Genomic DNA, 19781 nt, shown 5'->3' on the forward strand with positions numbered 1-19781 from the left:
GGCCTGATCCCCGGTCAGCGGGGTTTGCCTTCGCGGCTGTTGGGCCGTTCCGACGAGTGAGACTTTAGCGGATTCCCCGGCTCCCGAGCCAATCGGGGGCCGCGTCCTTTCGAACGGGGATTCCACATTCCGTAAATACACATGCCAATGAAACGACGACAGGCGTACTGCGCGTCGAATAGTGGTTGTTACCTGCGGATTGGCTGCCCGGGGACCGACCGGAGTCGGCGCTCACGTCGGGCAACTCGGAGCACACTACGGTTCGGGTCCGGGCGTGTCAACTCACCGGCGGACGGCACTGCCGGGGCGTACTGTGGGGTGCATGACGACGCGTACGTGCAGCCAGTTCTGGTGGGCCGCCTGACGGCGGCCGTTCTCACGTATGCACTCAACGGCCGCCGCTTCGGCGGCCGTTCTCGTTTCTCCCTCCAGGACCACCGAGGGGCGGCCGGCCGGGCGGCGGTCACGACCGGAAGGTGGCGGAGAGATGACACGGGTCTTCAGCGGGGTCAAGCCGACGGGGCATCTGACGCTGGGGAACTACCTGGGAGCCATGCGGCGGTGGGCTGACGTCGACCAGCACGAGGCCGACGCCTTGTTCTGTGTCGTCGATCTGCACGCCCTGACCGTGGACCACGATCCCGCGCGGGTGCGCAGACTGAGCCGGCAGGCGGCGACCCTGTTGCTGGCGTCCGGGCTGGATCCGGAGCTGTGCACGGTGTTCGTGCAGAGCCACGTGGACGAGCACGCCCGGCTGTCGTACGTACTGGAGTGCGTGGCCACCGACGGCGAGATGCGGCGGATGATCCAGTACAAGGAGAAGGCGGCGCGGGAGCAGAAGCGGGGCGGGAGTGTGCGGCTGTCGCTGCTGACGTATCCCGTGCTGATGGCGGCGGACATCCTGGCGTACGGGGCCGACGAGGTGCCGGTGGGGGACGACCAGGTGCAGCACGTGGAGCTGACGCGGGATCTGGCGGTGCGGTTCAACCAGCGGTACGGGCATACGTTCGTGGTGCCGCGAGCCACGCGGCCGGGAGTGGCGGCGCGGGTGATGAATCTGCAGGATCCGGCGTCGAAGATGGGCAAGAGCGACGACGTCGGACCGGGGATCGTCTATCTGCTGGACGAGCCGGACGTGGTGCGCAGGAAGGTCGTGCGGGCCGTGACCGACAGCGGGCGGGAGGTCGTCTACGACCGGGAGGCCCGGCCGGGGCTCGCCAACCTGCTGGAGATCCTCGCGGCGTGCACGGGTGACGATCCCGAGCGGTTGAGTGGTGCGTACACCTCGTACGGGGCCTTGAAGAAGGACACCGCGGAGGCTGTGGTCGAGGTGCTTCGGCCCTTGCAGGGGAGGCACAAGGAGTTGTGTGCCGACCCCGGTTATGTGGACGGGGTGCTGCGGGGCGGGGCGGAGCGGGCTCGGGGGATGGCCCGGCCGACGGTGGATGCCGCGTATCGGGCGATCGGGCTGCTGCCGGCCGTGGCGGAGGCGGCGGCCGGTGCCGGGGCCGTGGCGGCGGTGTGAGGTGACGGCGACTGCGGGGGCGGGTGACGGGCCCGCCCCCGGTGGTCAGCTGTTGTTGCCGGAGGCCAGGGCGCGGCTGCGGTCGCGGGCGGCTTCGAGGGCGGCGATGAGGGCGGCCCGTACGCCGTGGTTCTCGAGTTCGCGGATGGCGTTGATCGTCGTGCCGGCCGGCGACGTGACGTTCTCGCGGAGCTTGACCGGGTGTTCGCCGCTGTCGCGGAGCATGGTCGCGGCGCCGATGGCGGACTGGACGATCAGGTCGTGGGCCTTGTCGCGGGGCAGGCCGAGGAGGATGCCGGCGTCGGTCATGGCTTCGACCAGGTAGAAGAAGTAGGCCGGGCCGGAGCCGGAGAGGGCGGTGCAGGCGTCCTGCTGGGACTCGGGGACGCGGAGCGTCTTGCCGACGGCGCCGAAGATCTCCTCGGTGTGGGCGAGGTGGGCGGCGGTGGCGTGGGTGCCGGCGGAGATGACGGACATCGCCTCGTCGACCAGGGCGGGGGTGTTCGTCATGACGCGGACGACCGGCGTGTTGGGGGCGAGACGCTCCTCGAAGTACGCCGTGGGGATGCCGGCGGCGCCGCTGATGACCAGGCGGTCGGCGGGGACGTGGGGGGCCAGCTCGTCGAGGAGGGTGCCCATGTCCTGCGGTTTGACCGTGAGGATCAGGGTGTCGGCGGTCTTGGCGGCCTCGGGGTTGGTGACCGGGGTGACGCCGTAGCGGGCGCGGAGTTCCTCGGCTCGTTCCTGGCGGCGGGCGGTGACCAGGAGGTCGGACGGGGTCCAGCCGGCGCGGATCATTCCGCTGAGCAGGGCTTCGCCGATCTTGCCGGTGCCGAGGACTGCGACTTTCTGGGTCATGGCTGAGGTGCCCTCCGGGGGTTGCGCGTCGTCCGTGTTCATCCTCGCACCCGGGGGTGGCGGGCGGGGGTGATGTCCGGTGGGCGGAATGTGGGCGCCTTCGCCGGGCGGTCTAGGCCGTCCGGCGCCTGAGGGTCGCCGCGCCCAGGGCCAGGACCAGGAGTGCGCAGCCCGCGACGATCAGGACGTCGCGGACGAACGCGGCGGTCATGTCCGTGTGGCGGAGGACCTCGTTCATGCCGTCGACGGCGTAGGACATGGGGAGGACGTCGGAGACGGCCTCCAGGGCGGGGTGCATGTTGTCGCGCGGGGTGAACAGGCCGCACAGGAGGAGCTGGGGGAAGATCACCGCCGGCATGAACTGGACCGCCTGGAACTCCGAGGCCGCGAAGGCCGAGACGAAGAGGCCGAGGGCCGTGCCGAGGAGGGCGTCGAGGAGGGCCACCAGGAGGAGGAGCCAGGGGCTGCCGGTGACGTCGAGGCCGAGGAACCAGAGCGCGAGGCCCGTGGCCAGGGCGGACTGGATGATCGCGAGGGTGCCGAAGGCGAGGGCGTAGCCGGCGATCAGGTCGCCTTTGCCGAGGGGCATGGCGAGAAGGCGTTCGAGGGTGCCCGAGGTGCGTTCGCGCAGGGTGGCGATGGACGTCACCAGGAACATCGTGATCAGTGGGAAGATCCCCAGGAGGGACGCGCCGATGTTGTCGAAGGTGCGCGGGCTGCCGTCGAAGACGTAGCGCAGCAGGAACAGCATCACGCAGGGGACGAGGATCATCAGGGCGATGGTGCGGGGGTCGTGGGTGAGCTGGCGCAGGACCCGGGCCGCGGTGGCGGTGGTGCGGGAGGCGTTCAGGGCCCTCGGTGGAGTGACCGTCCTGGTCGGGGTGGTGGTCATCGGGTCGTGTCCTTCGTGTCCGTCGTGTCCTTCGTGCGGGCTGCTGCTCTTGCCTCGTCCACGAGGTGCAGGAAGGCCTCCTCGACCGTGTCGGCGCCGGTGCGGGTGCGCAGGGCGTCAGGGGTGTCGTCGGCGAGGAGTTCGCCCTCGCGCATGAGGAGGAGGCGGTGGCAGCGCTCGGCTTCGTCCATGACGTGGGAGGAGACGAGGAGGGTGGCGCCACGGCCGGTCGCGATGTCGTGGAAGAGGTTCCACAGGTCGCGGCGCAGGACCGGGTCGAGGCCGACGGTCGGTTCGTCGAGGACCAGGAGTTCGGGGGCTCCGAGGAGGGCGACGGCCAGGGAGACGCGGCTGCGCTGGCCCCCGGAGAGGTTGCCGGCGAGGGCGTCGGCGTGGGTGGTGAGGTCTACGTCGGCGATGGCGCGGGTGACGTTGTCGTCGCGGCGGTCCGCCGCTGATCGGCCGGGGTCGAGGATCGCGGCGAAGTAGTCGAGGTTCTGGCGGACGGTCAGGTCGTCGTAGACGGACGGGGCCTGGGTGACGTAGCCGATGCGGGTGCGCAGGGTGGGGTGGCCGGCGGGGCGGCCGAGGACGTCGAGGGTGCCGGTGACTTTGGCCTGGGTGCCGACGAGGGCGCGCATGAGGGTCGACTTGCCGCAGCCGGAGGGGCCGAGGAGGCCGGTGATCTGGCCTCGGGGGACGGTGAAGGCGAGGTTGCGCAGGACCGTGCGGGGGCCGCGGACGACGGTGAGGTTCTCGGCGTGGACGGCTGTGGTGTCCGGGTCCGGGGACGGGCCGGGGGTGGGTGCCGGGCCGGGGCGCGGCGAGCCGGGAGCATTATTCATCATGTGATGAATAATGCTCCCGGGGGCGGGACGCGTCAAGCGGCTGCGCCGAGCGGGTGCGCGTCAGGCCGGGGGCTCGGCAAGAAGGAGGACGACCTCGTAGACCTCCTCCACGAAGCCGTCCGGGAAGGTCCGGAGGAGGTGCTCGCGTTCCTCGGCCAGGAACGATGCGGTGTGTTCCGCGCCGTGCACGAGGAAGACCGAGTGGCTGCCGATGTTGGCCAGGTGGGTGTCGATCGGGACGCGGCGGCTCCAGCGGACGGTGCGGCGGGTGAAGTCGAGGAGGCCGGTGGGGTCGGCGGCGCGGGCGTTGACGTTGCGCTTCTCGGCGGAGACGTCGATGCCGAAGTGGCGTTCGGTGCGGGCGGCGGCCTCGGCGATCCAGGGGACGTCGAGGGCGTCGGTGTTCCACCAGAGGGCGAGGGCGCCGCCGGGACGCAGGACGCGCAGGGCCTCCGGGACGGCGCGGGCGGGGTCGGTCCAGTGCCAGGCCTGGGCGTAGGTGACGAGGTCGACGGAGGCGTCGGTGAGGGGGAGGTCGTCTCCTGTGCCGCGGATGACCGGGATGCCGGGGAGGGCGCGGCGGAACTGGGCCGCCATGCCGTCGCCGGGTTCCACGGCGACGACGTTCGCTCCTCGTGCGTGGAGGAGGGCGGTGGCGATGCCGGTGCCGGCGCCGATGTCGGCGACGCGGGCGCCGGAGAGGGGCCGGCCGGTCAGGTCTTCTATCGCGTCGAAGAGGGCCGGCGGGTATGAGGGGCGGTTGGCCGCGTACTGGGCCGCGGCGGCGTTGAAGGAGTGGGCTCGGGCGGTTCGGGTGGGTTCGGCAGGGGGTTCGGGGGTGCGGTCGGCTCCGAGGGGGTGGTGGGCGGAGGGAGGCGTGGTCATACCGCCATGGTGGCCGTGGGTGGGGTGCGATGCGGTGAGATTTCGGTGAGATCGGCGGGAGTTGGCGCGGCGGCGGCTCGGCGGGCGGCCGGGCCGCTTCGGGCGTCTGCCGTCGGCGCTCTTCGTGCGGGCAGCGGGGGTTGTTCCACGTGGCCTAGCGGCGGGCGGTGAGACGCGTGAGGGTGACGCCGTGAGGGAAGGCGGTGCGCTCGGCGACGTCGAAGACGGTGGGGTCGAAGGCGCCGTCGAAGGCCGGGATGCCGGCGCCGGCGACCACCGGGTAGTGCTTGACGACCAGTTCGTCGATCTCGGGCAGGAGGGCACCGGCGAGCTTGCCGCCGCCGCAGAGCCAGACGTTCAACCCGGCGTTCTCCTCCCGCTTGAGTGCGCGGACGAGGGCGAGCGGGTCGCCCGGAACGACGGTGACGGCCGGGTCGACGTCGGGCTCGAGCGTGCTGGAGACCACGTACTGGCGCAGGTGCGCGTAGGGGCTGGTGATCCCGCTGTCGAGGGGGTCGCGGTAGGTGCCGTGGCCCATGACGACGGTGTCGAAATACCGGTGGGGTGTGTCGGTGAGGCCGGCGGCGGCACGGTAGGCGGTCGGGACGGTCTCGGGGTACAGGGAGTTGACCCAGGTGCTGTAGGCGGCGCCCTGCTCTTCGTCACCGGCGGGGAAGAAGTCGTACTCGCCGCCGGGGCCCGCGATGCGGCCGTCGAGTGTGACGGCGATGTAGTAGACGAGCTTTCGCATCCTCGATAACTCCATTCGTAGTACTCTCCTTGAAGTGGTTCGGAAGTTAGTACTACAACTGGAGTGGTGTCAATGGTGCGACGGAACGACCAGCGGCGCGCCGCCCTCGTCGATGCGGCGATCGAGGTGCTGGCCAGGGAGGGTGCACGGGGTCTGACGTTCCGGGCGGTGGATGTCGAGGCCGCCGTGCCGACCGGGACCGCGTCCAACTACTTCGCCAGCCGGGACGACCTGCTCACCCAGGCCGGCGCCCGTGTGTATGAGCGGCTCCAGCCCGACGACGCGACGATCGCGCGCCAGCAGGCGGCCGGCCGCGACCGGGAGACCTACGCCGTACTGATGCGGGAACTGGTCGGCCGCGTCGCCGCGTTCCGCACCGGCTACCTCGCCCTGCTCGAACTGCGCCTGGAGGCCACCCGCCGCCCCGAACTGCGCAAGGTCCTCACCGAGCGGGTCCGCGCCGATGTCGACGCCAACGTCGCCTATCACGAAGCGTCCGGGCTCCCCGGCGACGCCATGGCCGTCAAGTTGCTCATGCTGACCCTGAACTGGCTGATCGTCGAACAGCTCACCCTGCCGGACGTCTTCACCGAGGCGGAGCGCGAACAACTGGTGACGGCGGCGGTCGAGCGCATCGTGATGGCGCGGTAGGCGGCCGGGACAGCGGGGCGGCGATACCCCGGAGGGCTACGCGCGGCGGCGGTTCTTCGGGTTGCCCGAGCGGCGGGTCGTGCGCTTCTCGTACTGCTTGCGGGCCTCCTCGTACTCCTCGCGGTGGAGCTTCTCGCCGGGGGCCTCGGTGAGGGAGCGGAAGAAGTAGGCGAGCAGGGAACCGACGAACCCGACGGTCAGGAGGCCGCGCAGGGATGCCTGGCGGTCGGGGTCGGGGCGGCGGGTGTAGCCGTCCCAGGTGTGGCGGAAGGCGAGGACGCCGCAGATCGCGAACATCGCGACCATGAGGACCGTGACGAAGTCGCCGATCGCGGCGATCTGCAGGCCCTGGTAGGCGAGGCGGAGCACGAGGCAGGAGGCGACGGCGGCGGCCAGGGATCCGACGGCCACGGCGATGCGGCGCCCGGTGTAGCCGTTGTCGTGGTTCAGCCAGGTCGTGCCGAAGAAGCGCAGGGGCTCGGGGCGGGGGCCGAGGGTCTCGGCCTTGGAGCCCGCGGGGGCGGCAGGGGTGCTGTCGTCTGCACTCACGGGTCGATTATGACCCTTGCCGGGGCGCGGGCTCCGGGCGGGCCGGGTCCGTCAGACGCCCCCTGGCCGCAGCGGCCGGCGACTGGCAGTAAATCGGGACCTTCGCCCTCTCGGGCAGGACCCGGACGACGGTGCAGTCGGTGCCGGGGCCGCTACGGACGTTGCGGGTTGTGAGGGCGGTCAGGAGCAGCGCGGGCGGACGTAGCCGTCGCTGCCGGTGTTCACATAGGCGTCCGAGACGTACTCGCCGTCGTCGATGTTGTCCCAGATGTTCGAGCTGCCGTACGGGCCCGCCACCGTGGTGCCGGGCCGCTGGCAGAAGATGGTGACCCTGGCCCCCTCGGGCAGGACGCGGACGATGGCGTATCCGGTGCCGGGGCCGCTGCGGACGTTCAGGCGGACGCCCGGGGCGACGGCGTACGAGCGCAGGGCCGACGCCGCCATGGTGACGGCCTCTTCCTCGCCTCTGCCTTCGAGTTCCTCGACATGGTCGACAGACATGAAATTCTCCCCCGTTGAGCCCCATGACTGCCATGGGGTCCCGTTGATTCCCCCGAATCACACCATGAAACACATGTGCGCGACTCGTGTGGGGGAGGCTAGCAAGCCGCCTCCGTCCCGTACGAGTCTTCGACTAGGCTCCGTGCGTCGCGCGCGCGGAGGAACAGCACGGGGGTGGTCCCATGGCGCCACAGCGGAACGCCGGAGCGGGCGCGGAAGCGGAACTTCCCGAATACGCCGGTCACTACCGTCTCGAGTCCTGTCTGGGCTCGGGCGGCATGGGTGTCGTGCATCTGGCCCGGAGCACCTCCGGGATGAAGCTCGCGGTGAAGGTCGTGCACGCCCAGTTCGCCAAGGACCCCGACTTCAGGGGGCGTTTCCGGCAGGAGGTGGCGGCGGCGCGGAGAGTGAGCGGCGCCTTCACGGCCCCCGTCGTCGACGCCGACCCGGACGGCGAACGGCCTTGGATGGCCACGCTGTTCATTCCGGGGCCGACCTTGTCCGAGCAGGTCAAGCGGAACGGCCCGATGGATTCGGCCCAGTTGCGGCGCCTGATGGCGGGCTTGGCCGAGGCGCTGCGTGACATCCATCGGGCCGGGGTCGTCCACCGGGATCTGAAACCGAGCAACGTCCTGCTCGCCGACGACGGGCCGAAGGTCATCGACTTCGGTATCTCCCGGCCGCTGGACAGCGAACTGCGCACCGAGACCGGGAGGTTGATCGGCACGCCGCCCTTCATGGCGCCCGAGCAGTTCCGGCGCCCGCGCGAGGTGGGACCGGCCGCCGACATCTTCGCGCTCGGGTCGGTGATGGTGCACGCGGCCACGGGGCAGGGGCCGTTCGACTCCGACAGCCCGTACATCGTCGCCTACCAGGTGGTGCACGACGAGCCCGACCTGACCGGTGTGCCGGACGAGGTCGCGCCGCTGGTGCTGCGGTGTCTGGCGAAGGAGCCGGAGGACCGGCCGACGCCCGACGAGTTGATGCGGGAGCTGCGATCCGTCGCGGCTTCGTACGACACGCAGACGTTCATGCCGGCTCAGCGGACCGGGGACGCCGAACATTCGTGGCCGCCCTCAGAGAGACCCGGCCGTGCGGTGGAAGCCGGTCGTGCGGTGAAAGCCGTCCGTGGCAGGGGGCGGTGGCTCGGCAGGCGGGCGGCACTCGGAGCCGGGGCGTTCGGCCTGGCCGTCGTCGGTGCTCTGGCCTCGCTCCCGTTGCTCGACGGTGCCGGCGGCTCGCCGCAGCCCGCCTCCCCGCGGACCACGTCCGCCGCGTTCAGCGGGTGGCGGACGACTCCGGCGACCGGGGACAGCGCACCCCTGTGTTCCCACGGGGCCGGACGGCTGCTCTGTGCCACGTCCGGACTGGTCTTCGCCCTGGATCCGTCCGACGGGCACCTGCTGTGGCGGCACCCCGTCCGCAAGGGGCCCCGGAAGGAACCGCCGGTGCTGGCGGGTGGACTCGTGCAGCCCTCGACGGGCCAGGGGCGTCTCCTGGAGGCACTCGATCCGGCCTCGGGCAGAGCGCGCTGGCAGCGGGACGTCGCAGAGGCCGGCAGCGCGGTGTCCGCCGGCGGCATGCTCCTGGTCACGGGTGCCGACGGGAAGGTCACTGGCGTGGACGGCGCCTCCGGTGACCCGCGGTGGAGCCACCGGGTCCCCGGCCATGAGGTGCCGTACTTCGCCACGTTCACCGGCGACCCGCTGGCGTACGCCACCAGCACGTCGGGTGACGGGAAGAGCACCCGGCTCACCGTGGTGGATCCGCAGACGGGTGACGTGCGGTCGGACGCCCGGCTCGACGGGACGCTGGAGCCCTTCGGCGCGACGGACGGATCGGTGTTCCTCCTCTCCGAGGACCCGGTGCACGGCGATGCGCGGGCCGTCGTCCGCTACACCCCGGGGACGGGTGAGACCCGGCGGGTGCCCCTCGCCGTCCCTCTCCAGCAGGCCCATGGCGCCGTGCAGGGGAACACGGCCTATCTCATGGGGACAGGGGGGTCGTTGGTGGCCGTCGATCTTCAGGCGCGTGAGCGGCTCTGGCGTCTGGAGACGGGCATGATGCGGGGGTCCACGCCCGTCGCCGGTGACCGGCACGTGTACGTGACCGCGTCGGACGGGCGGCTGCTCGCCGTCGACGCGCGCCGCGGGAAGCTCTCCGGGCAGACGTCCCCCCGGCTGGGCGACCGGTCGGACCGGATCCCGGCCGCGCTGCCCGAGCCCGTGGTCGTGGGCGACCGGGTCTACGGCAGTGCGCCGGACGGGACCGTCTTCGCCGTGAACGGGCGCGATCCGGCGGCCTGGTAGCCGACGGGCATGCGCGAGGGCCGCCCCCGACAGCGGGAGACGGCCCTCGGCGCGAGAAGGGGTCACCCCAGCTTCGACACGTCCCGCACGGCGCCCTTGTCCGCGCTGGTCGCCATCGCCGCGTAGGCCCGCAGCGCCGCCGAGACCTTGCGGTCGCGGTTCTTCGGGGCGTACACGCCGTTCAGCGCCTGCTCGCGCAGGGCCAGCTCGGCGTCGTCCACCAGCAGCTCGATGGAGCGGTTCGGGATGTCGATGCGGACCCGGTCGCCGTCCTCGACCAGGGCGATGGTGCCGCCCGCGGCCGCCTCCGGCGAGGCGTGGCCGATGGACAGGCCGGAGGTGCCGCCGGAGAAGCGGCCGTCCGTGACGAGCGCGCAGGTCTTGCCGAGGCCGCGGCCCTTGAGGTACGAGGTCGGGTAGAGCATCTCCTGCATGCCGGGTCCGCCCTTGGGGCCCTCGTAGCGGATGACGACCACGTCGCCGTCCTTGACCTGCTGGGTGAGGATCTTCTGGACGGCCTCCTCCTGCGACTCGCAGACGACCGCCGGGCCCTCGAAGGTCCAGATGGACTCGTCGACGCCGGCCGTCTTCACGACGCAGCCGTCCACGGCCAGGTTGCCCTTGAGGACGGCGAGGCCGCCGTCCTTGGAGTAGGCGTGCTCGGCGGAGCGGATGCAGCCGCCCTCGGCGTCGACGTCCAGGGCCTCCCAGCGCTCGGACTGGGAGAAGGCCTCGGCGGAGCGGACGCAGCCGGGGGCCGCGTGCCACAGCTCGACGGCCTCGGCGGACGGGGAGCCGCCGCGCACGTCCCAGGTCTTGAGCCAGTCGGCGAGGGAGGGGCTGTGCACGGAGTGCACGTCCTCGTTGAGCAGCCCGGCCCGGTGCAGCTCGCCGAGCAGGGCGGGGATGCCGCCGGCGCGGTGCACGTCCTCCATGTAGTACGTGCGGTCCTTGGCGACGTTCGGGGCGACCTTGGCGAGGCAGGGCACGCGGCGGGAGACCTCGTTGATCTCCGTGAGGCCGAAGGGGACACCGGCCTCCTGGGCGGCGGCCAGCAGGTGCAGGATCGTGTTGGTGGAGCCGCCCATGGCGATGTCGAGGGCCATGGCGTTCTCGAAGGCGGCGACGGACGCCACGCTGCGGGGCAGGACGGTGTCGTCGTCCTGCTCGTAGTAGCGGCGGGTGATGTCCATGACCGTGTTCGCCGCGTCCACGTACAGCTGTTTGCGGGCCGTGTGCGTGGCGAGGACCGAGCCGTTGCCCGGGAGGGAGAGGCCGATGGCCTCGGTCAGGCAGTTCATCGAGTTGGCGGTGAACATGCCGGAACAGGAACCGCAGGTCGGACAGGCGTTCTCCTCGATGCGGAGGATGTCCTCGTCCGAGATCTTGTCGTTCACGGCGTCGGAGATCGCGTCGACCAGATCGAGGGTGCGGACCGTGCCGTCGACCAGGGTGGCGCGGCCGGACTCCATGGGGCCGCCGGAGACGAAGACCGTGGGGATGTTCAGCCGCAGGGCGGCGTTCAGCATGCCCGGGGTGATCTTGTCGCAGTTGGAGATGCAGATCAGGGCGTCGGCGCAGTGGGCCTCGACCATGTACTCCACGCTGTCCGCGATCAGGTCGCGGGAGGGCAGGGAGTAGAGCATGCCGCCGTGGCCCATGGCGATGCCGTCGTCGACGGCGATCGTGTTGAACTCGCGCGGGATGCCGCCGGCCGCGACGACCGCCTCGCTGACGATCCGGCCGACCGGCGCGAGGTGCGTGTGCCCCGGCACGAACTCGGTGAAGCTGTTGGCGACCGCGATGATCGGCTTGCGGCCGATGTCCGCACCCGGTACACCGGAGGCCCTCATCAGGGCGCGGGCGCCCGCCATGTTGCGGCCGTGGGTGACTGTGCGGGACCTCAGCTCGGGCATCGTCGCTCGCTCCTTCGACAGACGGCGTCAGAGGATTCGGAGATTTCTGACTGCTGTCGAGCGTACGCCGGTCATCCAGTGGGCGGGACGGCGTGTCCGAAATGCGGGATGACTGTCTCGGACGACGGCACCCGCACGCCTTACGGATCGGTCAGGTGTCCCTGTACGACGGGTGCGAGCCGCGCGATGATCTGCTCCGGGTCCGCCGAGGCCAGCGGCTCGACCTTGATGACGTACCGCAGGACGGCGGTGCCCACGAGCTGGGCGGCGGCGAGCTCGGCCCGCAGCTCGGCGTCCGGCAGCTCCAGTTGTACGGCGATGCGGCGCAGCACCTGGGTGGCGATGATCCGCCGGAAGACGGCGGCCGCGGTCTCGTTGGTGACGGCGGACCGGACGATGGCGAGCAGGGGCGCGCGGGTCGCCGGGTTCTCCCAGACGCCGAAGAAGAAGCGGGCCAGGCGCTCCCCCACCCCGTCGAGCGGGCCCTCCTCGATGGCCGTCGGTGCCTGCAGGGCGGGTCCGAAGGACTGGGTGATCGCCGCCTCGAAGACCTGCTCCTTCGTGCCGAAGTAGTGGTGCACGAGGGCCGGGTCGACCCCGGCGGACTTGGCGATGCCGCGGACGGACGTCTTCTCGTAGCCGCGCTCGGAGAACTCGTCGCGGGCGGCGGTCAGGATGCGGTCGCGGGTGTCCGCCGACTCCGTACGCGGGGGGCGGCCGCGGCGGCGGGCGGCGGTGCCGGACCCACCGCCCGCCGGGGGCGGGCCGGTCATCGCCGCGGCACCTTCACGGCCGAGGCCAGATGCAGGCGGGTGAAGGCGAGGGCCTCCGCCAGGTCGGCCTCGCGCTCCGCGCTCGACATGGCGCGGCGGGTGTTGACCTCGATGACGACATGCCCGTCGAAGCCGGTCAGGGCGAGCCGCTCCAGCACCTCGGCGCAGGGCTGGGTGCCGCGGCCGGGCACCAGGTGCTCGTCCTTGGCCGAGCCCCGGCCGTCGGCGAGGTGGACGTGGCCGAGCCGGTCCCCCATGCGGCCGACCATGTCCAGCGCGTCGGAGCGGGCCGTCGCGGTGTGGCTGAGGTCGATCGTGAAGTGCCGGTAGTCGTCCTTCGTCACGTCCCAGTCGGGGGCGTACGCGAGCATCTCGCGGTCGCGGTAGCGCCAGGGGTACATGTTCTCGACGGCGAACCGTACGTCCGTCTCGTTCGCCATGCGCCAGATGCCGGCGACGAAGTCCCGGGCGTACTGGCGCTGCCAGCGGAACGGGGGGTGGACGACGACCGTGCTCGCGTCGAGCTTCTCCGCCGCCGCGCGGGCCCGCTGGAGCTTGGTCCACGGGTCGGTGGACCAGACGCGCTGCGTGATGAGCAGGCAGGGGGCGTGGACGGCGAGGATCGGGATCCGGTGGTAGTCGCTGAGTCTGCGCAGGGCCTCGATGTCCTGGCTGACCGGGTCGGTCCAGACCATGACCTCGACTCCGTCGTAGCCGAGGCGCGCGGCGATCTCGAAGGCCGTGGCCGTCGACTCCGGGTAGACCGAGGCCGTCGACAGGGCGACCTTCGCGTCCGGGATCTTTACGGCTGGCTCTGCCATGCAGGACAGATTACGGGGTGTGGTCGGGGTGGGGTGGGGGGCCTCTTGGCCGTTGTGGTGTTTGCCATAGGCGGGCGGGCCCTGCCCCGGACTCCGCTACACCGACTCCATGTGATCCAGACGGCGCAGGATCACGCCCTCGCGCAGCGCCCAGGGACATATCTCCACGCGCTCCACACCGAAGAGGTCCAGCGCGGCCTCGGCCACCAGGGCGCCCGCCAGGAGCTGGCCGGCCCTGCCCTCCGAGACGCCCGGCAGCTCCGCGCGCTCCCGCTCCGTCATGGCGGCCAGACGCGGGACCCAGCCCTCCAGGGACTCCCGCTTGAGCTCGCGCTGGACGTAGGGGCCCTCGGCGGAGCGGGCCGCGCCGGCGATGCGGGCCAGCTGCTTGAAGGTCTTCGACGTGGCGACGACGTGGTCGGGGGTGCCGAGGCGGCTGAACTCGCCGACCGTGCGGGCGATCTCGGTCCGCACATGGCGGCGCAGGGCGCGGACGTCGTCCTGGTCGGGCGGGTCGCCGGGCAGCCAGCCGGCGGTGAGGCGGCCGGCGCCCAGCGGCAGAGAGGCGGCCGCGTCGGGCTCCTCGTCGATGCCGTAGGCGACCTCCAGGGAGCCGCCTCCGATGTCCAGGACCAGCAGCTTCCCGGCCGACCAGCCGAACCAGCGGCGGGCGGCGAGGAAGGTCAGCCGGGCCTCCTCGGCGCCGGTGAGGACCTGGAGCTCGACCCCGGTCTCGGTGCGCACGCGCGCGAGGACGTCGTCGGCGTTGCGGGCCTCGCGCACGGCCGAGGTGGCGAACGGCAGCAGATCCTCGACGCCCTTGTCCTCGGCGGCCTGGAGCGCCTCCTGGACGACCGAGACCAGCCGGTCGACGCCGTGCGGGCCGATCGCGCCGTCGTCGTCGAGGAGCTGGGCGAGGCGCAGCTCCGCCTTGTGCGAGTGCGCGGGCAACGGGCACGCGCCGGGGTGCGCATCCACCACGAGCAGATGCACCGTGTTCGATCCCACGTCGAGGACACCGAGTCTCATGTACGGAACGCTACTGCCCGCCGGGCGGTCCGCCGTCCTCGGTGGGGGTATGAGGCCCGTACCCTGGAGGCGTGCCAAAGACGAAAAAGGCGAAGCGCGACAAATCACCGGGCCTCGTGGAGCCCGACGAGAAGGGCCTCGACTTCGCTCGCGCGTGGGTGGAGTTTCCTGATCCGGCGGACGACGAGCAGGTCTTCCGCTGCGATCTGACATGGCTGACCTCTCGCTGGAACTGCATCTTCGGCAGCGGCTGCCAGGGCATCCAGGCGGGCCGCGCGGACGACGGGTGCTGCACGCTGGGTGCCCACTTCTCCGACGAGGACGACGAGAAGCGCGTGGCCGGGCATGTGGCCAGGCTCACTCCGGACATCTGGCAGCACCACGCCGAGGGCACGCGGGACGGCTGGGTCTCCGAGGACGAGGACGGCGAGCGGCAGACGCGGCCCTTCCAGGGCTCGTGCATCTTCCAGAACCGGCCCGGCTTCCCGGGCGGCGCGGGCTGCTCGCTGCACATCCTCGCCCTCAAGGAGGGCCGCGAGCCGCTGGAGACCAAGCCGGACGTGTGCTGGCAGCTTCCGGTGCGGCGGACGTACGAGTGGATCGACCGGCCCGACGACACGCGCGTCCTGCAGGTGTCGATCGGTGAGTACGACCGCCGGGGCTGGGGCCCGGGCGGCCACGACCTGCACTGGTGGTGCACCTCGGCGACCTCGGCGCACGGCGCCGGCGACCCCGTGTACGTCTCCTACCGGCCCGAACTGATCGAGCTGATGGGCAAGGCGGGCTACGACCGGCTGGTCGAGCTGTGCGAGGAGCGGCTGGCCTCGCAGCTGCCGCTGCTGGCACCGCATCCGGCGGATCCGGTGGCCTGAGGGTCGGCTACGACGTGACCGGGCTCGGGTCGCCGCTGTCCGAGGGCGGTGGCGTCGAGCCCGTCGGGTCGGTCGGGCCCGGGTCCGTCGGCGTGGGTGTGGGGTCCGGGTCGGTCGACGGGGGTGGAGTGGTCGGCGTCGGGTCCGGGGTGGAGGTCGTGGGGGTCGGGTCGGGGTGGGTCGGGGGCGGCTCGCTCGGGCCCTCGGGCCGGGGGCCGGGACCGGTGGGGCTGGGCGCGGTGCCGTAGCCCTCGATGTGGACGACGGCGCCGACCGGTGCGACCGCCACCTGCGCGTGCCAGGGGCCGGCGGGCTCCCGCAGGTGGTCGACGTACACCTTGATCGTCAACGACTCGCCGGGCCGGAGCGTGCCCGAGGACTGGCTGAGGTAGAGCCAGGGGGCTCCCGTGGACGCGGACCAGCGGACGGGGGCCGGGCCGGTGGCGGTCAGGGTGACGAGGGTGGTGTCGCCGCTGTGGTCGGCCGTGACTTCCAGGGCGGTCTTGCGGCCGGCGCCGGCGACGCCGATGACCTCGACGGAGACGTCGGCCTTGCCGTCCTTGCCGAAGCGGGGGCCGGGCCGGGTGCTCGCGTTGCCGGTGTTCTCGTAGCCGCCGCCCGCCATCTCGCCGTCCAGGCCGAACGGGTCGTCCGCCTCGCGTGCGGAGGCCGAGCGGCCGTCCTGGCCCTCGCCGATGGGGGTGCCCCGGTAGGCGGCCCACAGGGCCAGCACCGGGGCGGCCACGACGGTGGCGACGACAGTCGTGGTGACGGCCCGCGCGCGGAGGCGGTCCCGTCGGGCGGCGTGGTCCTTGGGATCCATCGGGAAGCCGCGCCGGTCGAAGCGGGGTGCGGCGCTTCGCGCGCGCGGGTGGTGGGCCATGGCGACGTGCAGGGCCGCCCGGGGCGCCTGCAGGACCGGCAGTTCGGCGGGCGTGACGCTGGTGCCGGGCCAGCGGCCGGGGACGGCGCGCTCGGCGGTGCGGCGGCAGCGCGGGCAGTCGTCGACGTGCCGGACGAGTTCGCGGCGCAGGGCCGTGCCGAGCACGAGCCGGTCGTCGCCGGCGAGGTGCGCGATACTCGGACATGCCCCGGTCTCGACCACGGCGAGGGCCGCACGCGTGCGTTCCACCTCGCAGGCGGCGGAGGCGAGCAGATCGCGGGCGGCGGCCGGGCCCATGCCGAGGACGGCGGCGACCTCCTGGGCGGCGAGGTGGTGGCGCACGGCCAGTTCGAGCGCCTCCCGCTGCTCCGGGGTGGTGCCCGCGGCCTCCGGCCAGGCCAGCAGGGCCAGTTCGCGACGGCGCCGCTCCTGGACCTCCTCGGAGAGGGCCGGGGCGGCCGGACGGTCCGCGCGCTGCCGGTCGGTGCGGCCCGCGGCGTGGTGGCTCTGACGTTTCTGCTTGGCCTCGGCCAGCTTGCGCAGGCACGCCCAGCGGGCCAGCGCGTACAGCCAGGCCCTGCGGTCGGCGGGTGCCTCGGGGACGTGCCGGCCGCGGCGTTCGGCGAGTGCTAGGACGTCGCCCAGGGCGGCCGTCGCGGCGTCGTGGTCGCACAGCACGGACAGGCAGTAGGTGAACAGGCCGTCCAGGTAGGGCTCGTAGCGCGCGGGCGGCCGCTGCGCCAGCGTGCGCGCCGCCCCGCGGTCACGCGCTTCCCGGTGCGCCCGGTGTGCGCCGGCCGTGTGGGTCGTGCGGCTCGAGATCTCCGGAGTACTGCTCATCATTCGGCGACCGTAGGGGGCCGGGAGTGGCACCTTCAGGCGGCTTGAGCACATTTAATCCGTACGGGTGAAACGATCCCTCAATCGGGGACATGAACCGGTGGTTCCGCCGCTGGCGCGGGGTGGCGGACCCCTGGCGCACAGGTGGGCCGCCGTCGGCCGGTCCGCGCGATGTCAGTGCCGGCGGCTACGGTTCCGTCCATGGCTGCCCGCACGAAATCCACGAAGGACCGCCCGTCCTACCGCTGCACGGAGTGCGGCTGGCAGACGGCGAAGTGGCTCGGCCGCTGCCCCGAGTGCCAGGCCTGGGGGACGGTCGAGGAGTACGGCGCGCCCGCGGTGCGTACGACGACACCGGGCCGGGTCACCACCTCCGCCCTGCCCATCGGCCAGGTGGACGGCCGTCAGGCCACCGCCCGCCCCACCGGCGTCCCCGAGCTGGACCGCGTGCTCGGCGGCGGACTGGTGCCCGGCGCGGTGGTGCTGGTCGCGGGCGAACCGGGCGTCGGCAAGTCGACGCTCCTGCTCGACGTGGCGGCCAAGTCCGCGAGCGACGAGCACCGCACGCTGTACGTCACGGGCGAGGAGTCGGCGAGCCAGGTCCGGCTGCGCGCCGACCGCATCGGTGCCATCGACGACCACCTGTACCTCGCGGCCGAGACCGATCTGGCCGCGGTGCTGGGCCACTTGGACGCCGTGAAGCCGTCGCTGCTGATCATGGACTCGGTACAGACGGTGGCCTCCCCCGAGATCGACGGCGCACCCGGCGGCATGGCCCAGGTGCGCGAGGTCGCCGGGGCCCTCATCCGCGCCTCCAAGGAACGCGGCATGTCCACGCTGCTGGTGGGCCATGTCACCAAGGACGGCGCGATCGCGGGCCCGCGCCTGCTGGAGCACCTGGTGGACGTCGTCCTGTCCTTCGAGGGCGACCGGCACGCCCGCCTGCGTCTCGTGCGCGGCGTCAAGAACCGCTACGGCACCACCGACGAGGTCGGCTGCTTCGAGCTGCACGACGAGGGCATCACGGGCCTCGCCGACCCGAGCGGACTCTTCCTGACCCGCCGGGCCGAACCGGTCCCGGGCACCTGCCTGACCGTCACCCTGGAGGGTCGCCGCCCGCTGGTGGCCGAGGTCCAGGCGCTCACGGTCGACTCGCAGATCCCTTCCCCGCGCCGCACCACCTCGGGCCTGGAGACCTCCCGCGTCTCGATGATGCTCGCGGTGCTGGAACAGCGCGGGCGGATCAGCGCCTTGGGCAAAAGGGACATCTACTCCGCGACGGTCGGCGGCGTGAGGCTCACCGAGCCGGCCGCGGACCTGGCGGTCGCCCTCGCCCTGGCGAGCGCGGCGAGTGACACACCTCTCCCGAAGAACCTCGTCGCGATCGGCGAGGTGGGCCTCGCGGGCGAGGTGAGACGGGTCACCGGAGTGCAGCGCAGGCTGGCGGAGGCCCACCGTCTGGGCTTCACGCACGCGCTGGTCCCGGGCGACCCGGGCAAGGTCCCGGCGGGCATGAAGGTCCTGGAAGTCGCGGACATAGGGGACGCCCTGCGGGTCCTTCCCCGCTCCCGTCGCAGAGAGGCCCCACGGGACGAGGAGGGTCGCCGGTAGACTTTGCCCTGGTCTCGCCCGTCCGTGCGAACCGAGCGCGCGACACGGGGGCGCCCAGAACCTGCGACCGGAGGAGTGCAGTGGCAGCCAACGACCGGGCATCAGCTCCCGGAAAGTCCGGTGGGAGTGCCGGTACCGATGGCCTGATGCGCGCCTCCCTGAGCGCCGTGGCACCCGGCACCGCACTGCGTGACGGCCTGGAGCGCGTGCTCCGCGGCAACACCGGCGGTCTCATCGTGCTGGGCTCCGACAAGACGGTCGAGGCGCTGTGCAGCGGCGGCTTCGTGCTGGACGTCGAGTTCACGGCGACCCGGCTGCGCGAGCTGTGCAAGCTGGACGGCGGCATCGTGCTGTCCTCGGACCTGTCGAAGATCCTGCGCGCGGGCGTGCAGCTGGTCCCGGACCCGACGATCCCGACGGAGGAGACGGGCACCCGGCACCGCACCGCGGACCGCGTCAGCAAGCAGGTCGGCTTCCCGGTGGTCTCTGTCTCCCAGTCGATGCGGCTGATCGCCCTGTACGTCGACGGCCAGCGCCGCGTCCTGGAGGACTCGGCGGCGATCCTGTCCCGCGCCAACCAGGCGCTCGCCACCCTGGAGCGCTACAAGCTCCGCCTCGACGAGGTCGCGGGCACGCTGTCGGCGCTGGAGATCGAGGACCTGGTGACCGTCCGGGACGTCTCGGCGGTCGCCCAGCGCCTGGAGATGGTGCGCCGCATCGCCACGGAGATCGCCGAGTACGTGGTGGAGCTCGGCACGGACGGCCGGCTCCTGGCCCTCCAGCTCGACGAGCTGATCGCGGGTGTGGAACCCGAGCGCGAGCTGGTCGTGCGGGACTACGTCCCCGAGCCCACGGCCAAGCGCTCCCGCTCGGTCGACCAGGCCCTCGCCGAACTCGACGCCCTCACCCACGCCGAGCTTCTCGAACTGTCCACGGTGGCCCGGGCGCTGGGCTACACCGGCGCGCCCGAGACGTTGGACTCGGCGGTGTCCCCGCGCGGCTTCCGCCTCCTGGCGAAGGTGCCCCGGCTTCCCGGCGCGATCATCGACCGCCTGGTCGAGCACTTCGGCGGCCTGCAGAAGCTGCTCGCCGCGAGCGTCGACGACCTCCAGGCGGTGGACGGCGTGGGCGAGGCCCGGGCGCGCAGCGTCCGCGAGGGGCTGTCGCGGCTGGCGGAGTCGTCGATCCTGGAGCGGTACGTCTGACGCGCGAGACACCCGGCCGGAACGCGAGAGGGCGGTATCCCAGGCGGGGTACCGCCCTCTCG

The 19781-nt window shown here is 72.3% G+C and carries 18 protein-coding genes; 6 read left to right on the top strand and 12 right to left on the bottom strand.

Going from position 1 to position 19781, the window contains the following annotated elements:
• The first annotated feature begins 487 nt into the window (after nt 1-487).
• On the top strand, nt 488-1525 hold the full coding sequence (gene trpS, locus ACFU3E_RS36850; protein WP_384168687.1) for a tryptophan--tRNA ligase: 1038 nt from the start codon (nt 488-490) through the stop codon (nt 1523-1525).
• Between the two features lie 45 nt (nt 1526-1570).
• Here trpS and proC read toward each other — a convergent pair whose 3' ends face one another.
• The 5 genes from proC to ACFU3E_RS36875 all read right to left on the bottom strand — a co-directional run bounded on the left by proC (nt 1571) and on the right by ACFU3E_RS36875 (nt 5759).
• Complete coding sequence (gene proC, locus ACFU3E_RS36855; RefSeq protein ID WP_384168690.1) at nt 1571-2383, bottom strand: pyrroline-5-carboxylate reductase; 813 nt, start codon at nt 2381-2383, stop codon at nt 1571-1573.
• Nucleotides 2384-2495: 112 nt separating this feature from the next.
• Nucleotides 2496-3275 carry an ABC transporter permease gene (locus ACFU3E_RS36860; RefSeq protein ID WP_384168693.1) on the bottom strand — a complete coding sequence of 260 codons (780 nt, stop codon included), beginning with the start codon at nt 3273-3275 and terminating at the stop codon, nt 2496-2498.
• Nucleotides 3272-4123, bottom strand: coding sequence for an ABC transporter ATP-binding protein (locus tag ACFU3E_RS36865; protein WP_384168696.1), 852 nt, complete (start codon nt 4121-4123; stop codon nt 3272-3274). The genes ACFU3E_RS36860 and ACFU3E_RS36865 overlap by 4 nt, the downstream gene beginning before the upstream one ends.
• A gap of 60 nt (nt 4124-4183) precedes the next feature.
• A complete protein-coding gene (locus ACFU3E_RS36870; RefSeq protein WP_384168699.1) occupies nt 4184-5008 on the bottom strand; it encodes a class I SAM-dependent methyltransferase in 825 nt (274 codons plus the stop codon).
• Between the two features lie 154 nt (nt 5009-5162).
• Nucleotides 5163-5759, bottom strand: a complete 597-nt coding sequence (locus ACFU3E_RS36875) for a dihydrofolate reductase family protein (protein WP_384168702.1) — start codon at nt 5757-5759, stop codon at nt 5163-5165.
• Nucleotides 5760-5831: 72 nt separating this feature from the next.
• On the opposite strand from ACFU3E_RS36875, the gene ACFU3E_RS36880 reads away from it, so the two are divergent.
• A complete protein-coding gene (locus ACFU3E_RS36880; RefSeq protein ID WP_384168705.1) occupies nt 5832-6410 on the top strand; it encodes a TetR/AcrR family transcriptional regulator in 579 nt (192 codons plus the stop codon).
• Between the two features lie 36 nt (nt 6411-6446).
• Here the strand turns inward: ACFU3E_RS36880 and ACFU3E_RS36885 are convergent, their stop codons facing one another.
• Nucleotides 6447-6959 carry an EamA/RhaT family transporter gene (locus tag ACFU3E_RS36885; protein ID WP_384168708.1) on the bottom strand — a complete coding sequence of 171 codons (513 nt, stop codon included), beginning with the start codon at nt 6957-6959 and terminating at the stop codon, nt 6447-6449.
• A gap of 180 nt (nt 6960-7139) precedes the next feature.
• Nucleotides 7140-7460 (bottom strand): SH3 domain-containing protein, encoded by a 321-nt coding sequence (locus tag ACFU3E_RS36890; RefSeq protein ID WP_248510227.1) that lies wholly within the window; start codon nt 7458-7460, stop codon nt 7140-7142.
• Between the two features lie 182 nt (nt 7461-7642).
• On the opposite strand from ACFU3E_RS36890, the gene ACFU3E_RS36895 reads away from it, so the two are divergent.
• Nucleotides 7643-9769, top strand: coding sequence for a PQQ-binding-like beta-propeller repeat protein (locus ACFU3E_RS36895; RefSeq protein ID WP_384168711.1), 2127 nt, complete (start codon nt 7643-7645; stop codon nt 9767-9769).
• 62 nt (nt 9770-9831) lie between these two features.
• Here the strand turns inward: ACFU3E_RS36895 and ilvD are convergent, their stop codons facing one another.
• The 4 genes from ilvD to ACFU3E_RS36915 form a co-directional block, all read right to left on the bottom strand.
• On the bottom strand, nt 9832-11685 hold the full coding sequence (gene ilvD, locus ACFU3E_RS36900) for a dihydroxy-acid dehydratase (RefSeq protein ID WP_384168714.1): 1854 nt from the start codon (nt 11683-11685) through the stop codon (nt 9832-9834).
• A gap of 140 nt (nt 11686-11825) precedes the next feature.
• Nucleotides 11826-12458 (bottom strand): TetR family transcriptional regulator, encoded by a 633-nt coding sequence (locus tag ACFU3E_RS36905; RefSeq protein WP_384168717.1) that lies wholly within the window; start codon nt 12456-12458, stop codon nt 11826-11828.
• The gene (locus ACFU3E_RS36910; protein ID WP_384168720.1) at nt 12455-13279 is read right to left on the bottom strand and encodes a sugar phosphate isomerase/epimerase family protein; all 825 of its coding nucleotides are present in this window, start codon (nt 13277-13279) and stop codon (nt 12455-12457) included. The genes ACFU3E_RS36905 and ACFU3E_RS36910 overlap by 4 nt, the downstream gene beginning before the upstream one ends.
• Before the next feature lie 96 nt (nt 13280-13375).
• Nucleotides 13376-14308 (bottom strand): Ppx/GppA family phosphatase, encoded by a 933-nt coding sequence (locus tag ACFU3E_RS36915; RefSeq protein WP_384168723.1) that lies wholly within the window; start codon nt 14306-14308, stop codon nt 13376-13378.
• Between the two features lie 71 nt (nt 14309-14379).
• On the opposite strand from ACFU3E_RS36915, the gene ACFU3E_RS36920 reads away from it, so the two are divergent.
• Nucleotides 14380-15180 (top strand): hypothetical protein, encoded by an 801-nt coding sequence (locus tag ACFU3E_RS36920; RefSeq protein WP_384168726.1) that lies wholly within the window; start codon nt 14380-14382, stop codon nt 15178-15180.
• 7 nt (nt 15181-15187) lie between these two features.
• Here ACFU3E_RS36920 and ACFU3E_RS36925 read toward each other — a convergent pair whose 3' ends face one another.
• Nucleotides 15188-16906, bottom strand: coding sequence for a hypothetical protein (locus ACFU3E_RS36925; RefSeq protein WP_384168729.1), 1719 nt, complete (start codon nt 16904-16906; stop codon nt 15188-15190).
• A gap of 198 nt (nt 16907-17104) precedes the next feature.
• On the opposite strand from ACFU3E_RS36925, the gene radA reads away from it, so the two are divergent.
• Both radA and disA read left to right on the top strand, forming a co-directional pair.
• Nucleotides 17105-18514 carry a DNA repair protein RadA gene (gene radA, locus ACFU3E_RS36930; protein WP_384168732.1) on the top strand — a complete coding sequence of 470 codons (1410 nt, stop codon included), beginning with the start codon at nt 17105-17107 and terminating at the stop codon, nt 18512-18514.
• Nucleotides 18515-18594: 80 nt separating this feature from the next.
• A complete protein-coding gene (gene disA / locus ACFU3E_RS36935) occupies nt 18595-19719 on the top strand; it encodes a DNA integrity scanning diadenylate cyclase DisA (protein WP_384168735.1) in 1125 nt (374 codons plus the stop codon).
• Nucleotides 19720-19781: the final 62 nt, after the last annotated feature.

Origin of the sequence: Streptomyces sp. NPDC057424, from assembly GCF_042803315.1 — a bacterium.
In the GTDB taxonomy this organism is placed as follows: domain Bacteria; phylum Actinomycetota; class Actinomycetes; order Streptomycetales; family Streptomycetaceae; genus Streptomyces.

What these genes read in the sequence shown, in the direction of transcription:
- trpS (WP_384168687.1), top strand. Translation starts at nt 488, where the DNA reads ATGACACGGGTCTTCAGCGGGGTCAAGCCGACGGGGCATCTGACGCTG.
- proC (WP_384168690.1), bottom strand. Translation starts at nt 2,383, where the DNA reads ATGACCCAGAAAGTCGCAGTCCTCGGCACCGGCAAGATCGGCGAAGCC.
- ACFU3E_RS36860 (WP_384168693.1), bottom strand. Translation starts at nt 3,275, where the DNA reads ATGACCACCACCCCGACCAGGACGGTCACTCCACCGAGGGCCCTGAAC.
- ACFU3E_RS36865 (WP_384168696.1), bottom strand. Translation starts at nt 4,123, where the DNA reads ATGATGAATAATGCTCCCGGCTCGCCGCGCCCCGGCCCGGCACCCACC.
- ACFU3E_RS36870 (WP_384168699.1), bottom strand. Translation starts at nt 5,008, where the DNA reads ATGACCACGCCTCCCTCCGCCCACCACCCCCTCGGAGCCGACCGCACC.
- ACFU3E_RS36875 (WP_384168702.1), bottom strand. Translation starts at nt 5,759, where the DNA reads ATGCGAAAGCTCGTCTACTACATCGCCGTCACACTCGACGGCCGCATC.
- ACFU3E_RS36880 (WP_384168705.1), top strand. Translation starts at nt 5,832, where the DNA reads ATGGTGCGACGGAACGACCAGCGGCGCGCCGCCCTCGTCGATGCGGCG.
- ACFU3E_RS36890 (WP_248510227.1), bottom strand. Translation starts at nt 7,460, where the DNA reads ATGTCTGTCGACCATGTCGAGGAACTCGAAGGCAGAGGCGAGGAAGAG.
- ACFU3E_RS36895 (WP_384168711.1), top strand. Translation starts at nt 7,643, where the DNA reads ATGGCGCCACAGCGGAACGCCGGAGCGGGCGCGGAAGCGGAACTTCCC.
- ilvD (WP_384168714.1), bottom strand. Translation starts at nt 11,685, where the DNA reads ATGCCCGAGCTGAGGTCCCGCACAGTCACCCACGGCCGCAACATGGCG.
- ACFU3E_RS36905 (WP_384168717.1), bottom strand. Translation starts at nt 12,458, where the DNA reads ATGACCGGCCCGCCCCCGGCGGGCGGTGGGTCCGGCACCGCCGCCCGC.
- ACFU3E_RS36910 (WP_384168720.1), bottom strand. Translation starts at nt 13,279, where the DNA reads ATGGCAGAGCCAGCCGTAAAGATCCCGGACGCGAAGGTCGCCCTGTCG.
- ACFU3E_RS36915 (WP_384168723.1), bottom strand. Translation starts at nt 14,308, where the DNA reads ATGAGACTCGGTGTCCTCGACGTGGGATCGAACACGGTGCATCTGCTC.
- ACFU3E_RS36925 (WP_384168729.1), bottom strand. Translation starts at nt 16,906, where the DNA reads ATGATGAGCAGTACTCCGGAGATCTCGAGCCGCACGACCCACACGGCC.
- radA (WP_384168732.1), top strand. Translation starts at nt 17,105, where the DNA reads ATGGCTGCCCGCACGAAATCCACGAAGGACCGCCCGTCCTACCGCTGC.